Annotated in this window: 9 protein-coding genes; 2 read left to right on the top strand and 7 right to left on the bottom strand. The window is 43.0% G+C overall.

What is annotated here, in order from left to right; all coding sequences use genetic code 11:
- The first annotated feature begins 54 nt into the window (after positions 1-54).
- Complete coding sequence (locus ABFQ95_06680; GenBank protein ID MEN8237207.1) at positions 55-1,158, top strand: GrpB family protein; 1,104 nt, start codon at positions 55-57, stop codon at positions 1,156-1,158.
- Between the two features lie 16 nt (positions 1,159-1,174).
- Here ABFQ95_06680 and ABFQ95_06675 read toward each other — a convergent pair whose 3' ends face one another.
- Genes ABFQ95_06675 through ABFQ95_06660 form a run of 4 tightly spaced genes read right to left on the bottom strand, consistent with a single transcriptional unit; the run spans position 1,175 to position 4,660 of the window.
- Entirely contained in the window at positions 1,175-1,744 is a 570-nt protein-coding gene (locus ABFQ95_06675) for a hypothetical protein (protein MEN8237206.1), read from the bottom strand.
- 24 nt (positions 1,745-1,768) lie between these two features.
- Positions 1,769-2,308, bottom strand: a complete 540-nt coding sequence (locus ABFQ95_06670) for a dihydrofolate reductase family protein (protein ID MEN8237205.1) — start codon at positions 2,306-2,308, stop codon at positions 1,769-1,771.
- Between the two features lie 9 nt (positions 2,309-2,317).
- The gene (locus ABFQ95_06665) at positions 2,318-2,851 is read right to left on the bottom strand and encodes a GNAT family N-acetyltransferase (GenBank protein MEN8237204.1); all 534 of its coding nucleotides are present in this window, start codon (positions 2,849-2,851) and stop codon (positions 2,318-2,320) included.
- A gap of 6 nt (positions 2,852-2,857) precedes the next feature.
- Complete coding sequence (locus tag ABFQ95_06660) at positions 2,858-4,660, bottom strand: ABC transporter ATP-binding protein (protein ID MEN8237203.1); 1,803 nt, start codon at positions 4,658-4,660, stop codon at positions 2,858-2,860.
- Positions 4,661-4,709: 49 nt separating this feature from the next.
- On the opposite strand from ABFQ95_06660, the gene ABFQ95_06655 reads away from it, so the two are divergent.
- Positions 4,710-5,324 (top strand): pentapeptide repeat-containing protein, encoded by a 615-nt coding sequence (locus tag ABFQ95_06655; GenBank protein ID MEN8237202.1) that lies wholly within the window; start codon positions 4,710-4,712, stop codon positions 5,322-5,324.
- An 11-nt stretch (positions 5,325-5,335) separates the two neighbouring features.
- On the opposite strand, the gene ABFQ95_06650 is transcribed toward ABFQ95_06655, so the two are convergent.
- The 3 genes from ABFQ95_06650 to ABFQ95_06640 all read right to left on the bottom strand — a co-directional run.
- Positions 5,336-6,127 (bottom strand): SDR family oxidoreductase, encoded by a 792-nt coding sequence (locus tag ABFQ95_06650; protein MEN8237201.1) that lies wholly within the window; start codon positions 6,125-6,127, stop codon positions 5,336-5,338.
- Positions 6,128-6,823, bottom strand: coding sequence for a methyltransferase domain-containing protein (locus tag ABFQ95_06645; protein ID MEN8237200.1), 696 nt, complete (start codon positions 6,821-6,823; stop codon positions 6,128-6,130).
- 13 nt (positions 6,824-6,836) lie between these two features.
- A partial coding sequence (locus ABFQ95_06640) for a phosphotransferase (GenBank protein MEN8237199.1) occupies positions 6,837-7,449 on the bottom strand: 613 nt, incomplete at its 5' end.

Raw genomic sequence — 7,449 nt, 5'->3', positions numbered from 1 at the left:
CGATAGAAAAATCTGTAGTGACTGGACAGACAAAATGAGGAAGCTAAACCCTTGTTGTTAAACAGTTACGCAACTCGGGCCGTTGAACTTGGGTTAAGCGAACTCCATCACATTGGCAGCACTGCTGTACCTAAGTTAGCAGCCCAACCAACGATTGATATTCTTGCTGTTATTGGGGATGAAAAAGCAATCGCGTTTGTGCTAGAGAAACTGCAAGCTCAGGGTTATCAAGTCTGCAAGAGCCATGACACAAAAGACTCTCTCTGTCTTTGGAAAAGAACGAAAGAACACCAAACACATCATCTCTATGTTTTGAGCGCAGGACATCCAAATATTCAAGCTCACCTGGAGATTCGGGATTATTTACGATCGTTCCCACAAAAGGTACGAGAATATAGTGTATTAAAAAGTGAGCTTGCAAATGATCCCAAAGCCTATGGCAATGGAAAACATGAATATCTGAGCACTCTTGCCGAAACAGCCCTCAAACACAGTGCGTGGGTAGACAAGTTTGGCCCCCATCCTGACACTCCTTATCCGTCTCCACTATATGGCAACCAAGTTTGTTTTCTCAAAAATATTGTCACAAGACCCAATATCATTGTTGGGGACTATACCTATTATCACGATTTCAATGGCGTTGATGACTTTGAAACAACGAATGTGCTCTATCATTGGGAGCAAAGCAAAGACCGCCTTATTATTGGCAAATTCTGTCAGATTGCTTGTGGAGCTACTTTCATTATGAATGAAGGACAGCACCAGGTGCATGGATTTTCCACCTACCCTTTCACCGAATGGCAAGGACCTTGGGCGCACGCCTATACACCAAAAGAACCCTTCAAAGGAGATACTATAATCGGCAACGATGCGTGGATCTCCTATAAAGCAAGGTTTATGCCTGGTGTCAAAGTAGGTGATGGTGCAATTATAGGAGCCTATTCGGTAGTCACCAAAGATGTCCCGCCTTATACTTTAGTAGCGGGTAATCCAGCTCGCATCATCAGGCCTAGATTTGATGAAGACACCATCCAAGAATTACTAAAACTACAATGGTGGAACTGGCCGCTCGAGACGATCATGGATAATATGAAGCATATTGTCAGCAATGATCTTGAGGTTTTGCAGAAGGTGGCTGAGAGGTTGCCAAGGCAATAACTGATTCGATTTACAGTCATTTTACACCTTTGATCCAATCCACAAGTCCCATGACAACCTGCACAATGCTCATATCTGTTGTATCAAGGGTTGTAACCTTAGCCAAGCTTTTCCAGCTATCAAGATTATCCCAGCGGCTAAAATCAAGACCGCTCCAGGCATTATGTTGAATCACATGTTGCTGCCATTGCGGATCTGCGTGATGCACCCGCAACCATGAAGCCCAATTCAGCATGTCTTGGTTTACACCACCCATGCCTCTGCTTTGCAAACGTCTGATTCGTTCAAGATCAGACACATCAAGAAAACAGACGTTGATGTTGTCCAATTGAGTAGCACTTGGACATGCCAAGATTTCGCCCAAGACAGCTCCGCCACAGATGCAGAAGTGATCAACATTTTCTCTTTCCTTGAGATAGCGTTGCAACCACTGCTCGGTTGCTTGCTGTCGCCAGACAGTGTCAGCATCTTTGGGAACACCAATATCGTCAAAGTCGTAAATGGCAGCCTTGGGTAAGGCCTGCTTTAGGTCTTGTATACAAGCTGTTTTGCCGCTACCACTGGCGCCAGTTATGAAATAGAGCATGGTTATTTCCTTACATTTTATCTGCTAACGTTGAGCTTGCCCATCAACAGATCGCCGGTAAATTTTCTGTTTCAAATCATCACAACACACTTTGGTTTGTGCAAGGCTAAAATTCTCATAAGGAAGTTCAAGCTTAATACCTGCACCCAAGATTGTTGGTACTATTGTGATAACACACTCGTCGATCAGTTTTGCTTGGGCAAAAGAGTGAGCCAATTGTGCTCCACCCAGTAACCAAATGTCCTGATTGGGATTTTCTGCACCAAATCTTTTCATAAAAGTTGGGACGTCATCATGTACAAAGTGAATATTTTCTCGATCTGTTGTCATAGGTTTGGAAGTGAAGACATAGGTTGTTTTATCGGACCAAGACCAATCACCAAAACCTAATATTTGCTCATAGCTGCGTCTTCCCATGATTATGATTTGTATACGATTCAAAAGCGCTTTGTATCCAAGCGTATCACCTGGATCTGCAGCTTGAGGTAGCCAATCCACACCGCCATTTTTGTCAGCGACGAATCCATCTGAGGATGTGGCTATATAGAGAATTACTTTACTCATGCCTATTCCTTAACGAGACTCAAACCGCCACACCAGCATCTCATGTGGTTCGGGACAAGTAACGGTTTTACGCTCCTTGCTAAAATGCACTTTGGATAAATTCCGTTTTGCATAAGCGGCAATTGTTTTCTGCCATAAATTAATAGCTCCGGTATTCTGTGGAATAGCAGAGCTTTCCCAGATTCCCTTGAATTGGTCAAACATCTGAAATGCTACCTGTTGGCTAATGCCCTTTCCTTGAAATTTAGCCAGGATAAAGAACTCGCCCACGTTCCAATCCACGTCTTCTGAAGCGCCATGCTTATTGATCATCACAAATCCAGCTAGCTCGTCGTCTACACGCACCAGAAATGGGTGACAATCCTCTTCGATAAAGTACTTTTTTAAATCAACGCATTCGTATAGGCCGCTCTCTGGACACTCCCAACCAGGGAGCATCCCGCAAAAACGAGACATATCATAAACGTAAAACCGAGCCATGTTTTGGATGGTCGGGTAGTCATCAAGTGTTGCTGGGATTAGAGATAGTGAGTTTGTAGTCATGGTATGCTACTCCGTATTTCCTTCCTCATCCGGCAAGAACCCCTGCGCTTGCATCTGCCACATTTTGGCGTAATGGCCCTTTGCCTTTAGCAATTTTTCATGCGGTCCATCTTCAATGATCTGACCCTTATCAAATACCAAAATTCTGTCCATGGCGGCAAGAGTCGAAAGACGGTGGGCAATGACAATTGTCGTACGGTCTTGCATTAGCTCATGCAAACTTTGCTGGATATATTGTTCTGTAACGGAATCTAATGCAGAGGTCGCCTCATCTAAGATAAGAATCGGTACATTTTTTAAAATGGCGCGAGCTACAGCAATGCGTTGGCGTTGACCTCCCGACAGTTTCACACCGCGTTCTCCAACTAAAGATTCATATTGTTGAGAAAGCTCAGAAATAAACTCATGCGCATGGGCTTGTTTGGCGGCTTGGATAATTTCTGACTCTGTTGCTTCAATCTTGCCATAGCCGATGTTTTCTTTGAGAGTGCGGTGAAACAAGACAGGATCTTGCGGGATCATAGCAATTTGCTCACGTAAGGAATCCTGAGTGCATTTGGATATATCCTGGCCATCAATAAGGATTTGACCTGATTGCACGTCAAACAAACGCAAGATCAGGTTCACAAAAGTGCTTTTGCCACTACCTGAATATCCAACAAGCCCTACCTTTTGTCCGGTACTGAGGGTAATTGATTTCCCTGCAAACAAAGGGGATGAATCTGGATATTGAAAATTGACCTGATCAAAGACGATATTGCCTTTTGTCACTTGAAGCTGTTTGGCATCTATTACATCTTGTATTTCATGGGACTCCTCTATTATGACAAGTCCCTGCTTCATTTGTCCGTAGGTTTCCGCGTAAGTTGCAAATTCAGAGGCAAGCAACCAAAATGCCTGCGAAATGGTTCCAAGTAAGACGAAAACCAAACCAAAGTCTCCAACAGATACAAGCCCCTGTTTACGACCCCATACTAAAACCAGGATGCAAGACACTGCCATCATAAAAATCAAACCACCCCGAATAGAAGCAACATTCAGACGAAACCATTGCAGGTCAATATCCCGTTCAACGGTTGTGGCTAAACGATTCCTAAGGTATCGGTCCTCGTAACCATTTCTTGCAAAAAGCCGCACATTAACAATATTGGAAAGCTGGTCAACGATATCACCAACAACTTGACTGACAGCTTGGGAAAATCGATGTGATAACTGGACAGTACGGCGCATTGACCAAAAACTAAAACTAATAAACGCACAGGCCCACACAAACAAAATCAAACCAATCAGTGGATGGACCGTTGCTAAAGTAATACAAGCAAATATAAGAGCTAAAAAATGGCTCAAAAAGCGATCAATTACAATTTGTAATGTGCTTTCCACACCTTTCGCTATATCCTTAATTTTGTTGACCAAACTGCCAGCAAAATTGTTTTGGAAATAGCTATAAGAGTGCTGGCTGGTATAAGCGGTAAGAGCCGTTGTCATCTCTGCTTTTAGATTTGGAAACAAACGCAAACAGATGAAATCCCAAAATCTGAAGTTAACGTTGTAGAGAATAATAAGGCCAAAGTAGGCTGCGATCGGCCACAGCAAAATGGTGTAGGTTTCTTGCAGCTCTGATGTGGCGACTCGATCAAGGATCAATTTAACAATAAGGGGATTTAGGGACATATCCAAAGCCCACCATATCGCCACCCATACCAATCCAAGCAGTTTCAATTTATGCGATCGGACAAAATGCCATACAAATGCTGGAACAGTTGCTGGCAATCTATTGCTGGAGTTCAAACTTGTCTTTTCTACCACCACACGTTACCTTTTTCTCATATGCACCACATTCCAGGAGTATACTCCTTTGCCTACTCAAGTTGAAACCAACATATTTGAAGCTTGCGAATTTAATGACGCTAATTTTTCAGCCTTAACGCTGGACAGACGTGAGCTACAAAATAAGACCTTCGAAAACTGCCAGTTTGTGGACTCAAGCTTTGCAGAAACAAAATTTGCAGACTGCAAGTTCATCGACTGCACATTTAAATCCTGCAACTTAAGCAATGCGCAATTTAAAAATACTGCTTTTAGCGATGTTGTTTTTGGAGAATCAAAGCTTATCGGCATCAGTTGGACTGAATTAAAGTGGCCCTACATCAACCTCATCAGCCCAATCAAGTTTCAAAAATGCAATCTCAGCCATTCCAGCTTTTATGAGCTGTGTTTAAAAGAACTGGTCATTGAAGACTGCAAAGCCCATGACGTGGATTTCAGAGGTGGTGATTTTTCAGGCGGGAATTTTGTGCACACAGACTTTAAAAGCAGTCTCTTCAGGCGCACTAAATTGCGCGGCTGTGATTTTAGAGGTGCCAGCAATTACGGCATCGACCCAAATGAAAACGAAATCGCCAAGGCAAAATTTTCCATGCCTGATGTGATTAATTTGTTGCATAAATTTGGGATTGAGATTCAGTTCTGAAGCACTTAATTTCAATCCTTCCACCCCGACTCTAAATGTCCACCCCAGCTGGAGCCACCGTCAACCACAAAGTTTGCGCCATTGATGTATCTTGAGGCTTTATTGGAAGACAGCAGCAAAATCAGACCATCCATATCTTGCACATCCGCTACAAAACCTGCTGGAATTCGTTTGGTGATAACATCTTCATATTTTTCCATAGTGTTTTCAGTCATTTCAGTGCGAAACAAGCCCGGAGAAATCGTATTGATGCGAATCCCAAAGGGAGACAGCTCACCAACCAATTGTTTGCTGAGCTGGATTACAGCTGCTTTTGAGGCACAATAAGCACTGGCACGTTGAGCAGGAACAGCATCACCGTTGATACTGGCTATATTTATGATAGAACCCTTGATGTCCTTGGACTTCATTTGTAAGGCCACTGTCTTGGTAACTTTCCAAAGTGCAGTGACATTCAAATTCATAATGTGCTCAAATGTTTCATCAGTGGTTTCAGCAAACACAGGCGTATAGTCAGCCACTCCAGCAGCATTGATAAGAATATCAATCTTGTGTTTTTCAGTGATTGCCTGCAAAGTAACCTGCAACTGTGCTTCATCAGTCAAATCGCAAACGTAAGTGGTACATTGTTTGCCGATGGTTTGCTGCAGTTGGTCAAGTCGCTCTTTGCGCCGGGCTACTCCAACAACATTGGCACCAGCTTGTGCCAACACTTCACAAAAGCGATATCCAAGACCTGAGGCAGCACCAGTTATCAGTGCTGTTTTACCTTCTAAGTCAAAAAGTTGATTGATGGTGTGCATTTACGTCCCTGTACCCTTTTTCCGCGCAATCACTTCATAAATATGGCTAACGATATCAGCTCCGGTTCCACTTTTACCAGCATCTTTGGTTTCATTAAAGTGTAGGATTTCAAATTCAACGAATAAATCCAACACTTGATCCTTGTTCAAAAACGTCATAGCTTGGCGATCTTTTTCAGAAAAACCTTGGTAACTGGGGTCGAAAAAATGTCCAACAAAAATGCCTCCTGGCTTTATGTGCGATTTGGTTTCAGCAAAAATTTCTGGAAAGGCTTCAGGTTTGCAAAATGGCAAGGCTAGAGAGGCTACGAACAAATCAACCTGAGGCAACCTCTTCCAATCTATAGCCTCAAAACTGCTTTCGACTGTTTGCAATCTGCCAAGGTAAGACTTGGTGTCTTCACGACTGCGCATCATCTTGAAGGCAATCGGTTGGCTATCGATCGCAATGACACGAAACCCTTGGCCCAATAAATAGACAGCCTCATTTCCCACCCCAGCTCCAAAATCAATAGCTGTAAGGGGAGCATTTCCTTTTGTAATTAAACCAACAGATTTAACCACAACCGCGTGCGGAGGATTGCCCAGCTTGTTTTGATAGTATGCCTCCCATTTGTTGGGTTTTAGATAGAAACCAATGGCAACCACCGCACCAATTACTGCAATCCAGAATAATTTGTTCTTGAAAATGCTCATAAATTTACAATCCCTATTGCCTACCCAGAAACTCACACGTGCGTTGCAACAAGTTTTTAATATCCCCATACATCTGAGGTCTTTTATCTGGAGGATTTGCGGCACACAAGCTCAATAAACACACCAAATCAATCAGTTTAGCCCTCACTTCCCAGTCAGATGATAACAACTGGGGGTTACCTTCTTGTATTCCTCGTACAAATGAATCTTGAAAACACTTTGGCAATCTGTGCGCATAACGGAGCATCAGGCCAATATCCATGTAATAGGTCGAAGACAGGGCAAATTCCCAATCTAGAATGCCAGAAATTTTCCATTCTTCACCATCTTTGCACACTAATATGTTGGCTGGATCATAATCAGCGTGGGTTAAATTTCTGTGGCTTGCTAATTCAGACAAAATTTCATGTGAGCTACCTGCAATATCCATCAATTGATGCACGAGTTGATCACCTAATGGTTCTGTAATTACGGCATTGTGAAGCTGTGCAGCAATATAGGCAGAGAATTTTTGCGCATCGGTAAATGGCCCAGTGTTAGGGTTGCTCAAACGAGCCGCCATCTCAAATTTCAGACGGGAAATTTCTTCATTATTGTGAACAAAAAGTGCCTTAATTTGTAAGGAG

This window comes from Pseudomonadota bacterium, from assembly GCA_039714795.1.
Taxonomy (GTDB): Bacteria; Pseudomonadota; Alphaproteobacteria; order JAGOMX01; family JAGOMX01; genus JBDLIP01.
Note: the sequence above shows the minus strand (reverse complement) of the source record. Positions and strands in the feature narration are given on the sequence as shown.